This window comes from Colwellia sp. 6M3, assembly GCF_014077595.1.
Lineage (GTDB): Bacteria > Pseudomonadota > Gammaproteobacteria > Enterobacterales > Alteromonadaceae > Cognaticolwellia.
Map to the genome: position 1 here is coordinate 1 of NZ_JACGWF010000171.1, position 2,541 is coordinate 2,541.

Sequence of the window (2,541 nt, forward strand, 5' to 3'; positions counted from 1 at the left end):
GTGCAACTATTTCAGTTCTGATATCGACATGTTTTTTATGGCAGGCTGAGCAATCGGCATTGTGAAAATCAATTGTTCGGGTTGGCATGATAAGCTCTCACTTGATTGAGTTAATGAAAAAAATCGTATGGTGCCAAATTCAATTGGGTGATCTGCTTAGGACTGAAGCCCTGACGAAGGAGTTCGAAGTCTTTCATCTGCACCTGAGATTTTTGGCCTTCGCCAATAACTTGATAAAGGCTACCACTGGCAGTTTTGATTAGCTGGTTGTGAGGTGAGATTTCTACTATTTTTGATGTACTAATGTAATCGCCTTTAGCGAATCGGTATGTCATGTCATCGACACAGATACCCCATAAAATTTTACCGATCAATTCTTCACCTTCAGAAATAGACACGATGTGCCAGTTTTTAACTACTGTATTCATGATCTGAACTCCATCAATATTTGAGATGATCATAGAAAAATTTCAGTTAAAAAGATAATCAAAGCGTGGATCTAATCTCGACTTTTTCCTCTAAAATTGGCGTTGGCGATTGGCTCCTGCCATGGTCATGATCAGATAACTGAACATTTTGTTAGTCATTAATTTTACAAATATTAATTAAAATACAGATCATTAAAAGATGCCTTATTTCACCGTGATGCGTATGTTGTTTCAGCTTAAAAATGTCTGATGTTCCAAAGGGTAGTATTTGGTGTGCCATTTGGATGCGAATTAGCCTCGCATCCTTGTTACCTGATGATTCGTGTTTGTGAGGCTTTTTGTTAGCTGTAAGCTTGAAACCTGTACTGGAAGAGTTTTGTTATTTAATGAGTAAATAGTTTATTATTCTCATATTATTAGGTGGTTAGGTAAGCCAAGGCTAACGTCCGGTTTCGTATCAAAGTGATCGTTAGGCGGGATGATTTTTATTCGTAAATTAGTTCTTTATGGCAAAAGTGTTCATTAGAAGCCAATCTCATTTAGTGATTGGTAGTCTCAAACATTATGCGCAGTCACATATGGCATGAAAGTGCTGTTATTTCTTGTTTTTCACCTTTTTGCTTTCGAAGATGCTTTAGTAACATTTTATTAAGAGATATTGATTCTTGTGTCATGTCGATGATCCAATTAACTTTAATTGGCTGAATTATAGAACATAATAACTGCGTTAAAACGAATTCATTACGAACTCATGATGTGTTTAGGTAAAAGTTTTATATATCATCTGATAGATAAGGCTCATGGCGTTATTGAAGAAACTTTGTATTGGGATAGGTATAAAGTTGAAGCTATTACTTCACTAACAGACGCATAATTTAGGAAATAATAGTTCCCTAAATTTGAAATGAAGAAAAATGGTTTCGGCACTACCTCAACTTTATTGCCAAATAATTGTGGTAGCGAGTTAACTTTCACAGCAACATTTTCTGATAAAAAAAGTCCAGATTACATCCACGGATTTGATATGTTTTTAATTCGAGATCTTCTACCATTAGTTAGTACTTTTAGCGTTGGAGTCGAATTATGAATACTATTGTGTCAGATTGGCAAATTGTATCTGTTCTAGATGGCGAAAACTTGATTGGCAGTGGCTATAGAGCAGAAATACAAACAAATGACTTCGATCTGCTACGTCATGGTTTCAGCCCTGAGCAAATCAAAAGTTTGAATTTGGCACAACAAAAAAATTTTCACTAAACATCTTTCCTCACAAGTTTTACTGTTGAAAGTTCACGACCCTTTATTAAAAGTGTTGCAATTTCAGGTGCATATGGCATAAATGTACTATTAAGAAAATAATTACAATATTGAAAAGGATTTTCATTTGAAGGATAAGGAAAAAATCGCATTATTTATCGATGCTGATAATGCCCCCGCAGCCAAAATAGACATCATCCTTTCTGAGCTTGCTCGATATGGCGTAGTCAATATCCGTAAAGCCTACGGCAACTGGAAAAGTCCCTGTATTAAACCATGGGAAGATGTTCTTCATGAATTTGCTATTCAACCTATCCAACAATTTGATTTAACCAAAGGCAAAAACGCTACTGATATTGCTTTGGTCATTGATGCTATGGATATTCTCTATACTAAAGATGTAGACAGTATTTGTTTAGTTTCCTCTGATTGTGACTTCACTCCCCTTGTTACTCGTGCTCTTGCAGATGGAAAATTTGTAATTGGTTTTGGTGAGCGTAAAGCACCAACGGCATTCGTGAATAGCTGTTCAAAATTTCTTTATCTGGATGATATTGACACTGAAGATAAACCAATTCAAAAACGAAAACCTAGTATAAAAAGCGATACAAAGCTGATGAATATGCTTCGTCAAGCAATAGAAGCTTCTGAAGAAGAAGATGGTTGGGCGCAATTAGGTCCTATTGGTAAACACATTTCAAACCATGCATCCTTTGATCAAAGAAATTATGGATTCAAAAAGTTGAGTGACTTATTCACTGCAATTGATTTATTTGAAATGAAACAAACTCATGGTTCAGCAACATGGGTAAGAGATAAACGTAAGCATAAAGCTTTAAATAATGATTAATAACTC

3 protein-coding genes are annotated in these 2,541 nt (G+C 35.3%); 2 read left to right on the forward strand and 1 reads right to left on the reverse strand.

Going from position 1 to position 2,541, the window contains the following annotated elements:
- Nucleotides 1-110 precede the first annotated feature (110 nt).
- Nucleotides 111-428, reverse strand: a complete 318-nt coding sequence (locus tag H4J50_RS18745) for a hypothetical protein (protein ID WP_182257674.1) — start codon at nt 426-428, stop codon at nt 111-113.
- Between the two features lie 1,083 nt (nt 429-1,511).
- On the opposite strand from H4J50_RS18745, the gene H4J50_RS18750 reads away from it, so the two are divergent.
- Together H4J50_RS18750 and H4J50_RS18755 are read left to right on the forward strand one after the other, a co-directional pair.
- Nucleotides 1,512-1,685 carry a hypothetical protein gene (locus H4J50_RS18750; protein WP_182257675.1) on the forward strand — a complete coding sequence of 58 codons (174 nt, stop codon included), beginning with the start codon at nt 1,512-1,514 and terminating at the stop codon, nt 1,683-1,685.
- Nucleotides 1,686-1,812: 127 nt separating this feature from the next.
- The gene (locus H4J50_RS18755) at nt 1,813-2,535 is read left to right on the forward strand and encodes an NYN domain-containing protein (protein WP_182257676.1); all 723 of its coding nucleotides are present in this window, start codon (nt 1,813-1,815) and stop codon (nt 2,533-2,535) included.
- Nucleotides 2,536-2,541: the final 6 nt, after the last annotated feature.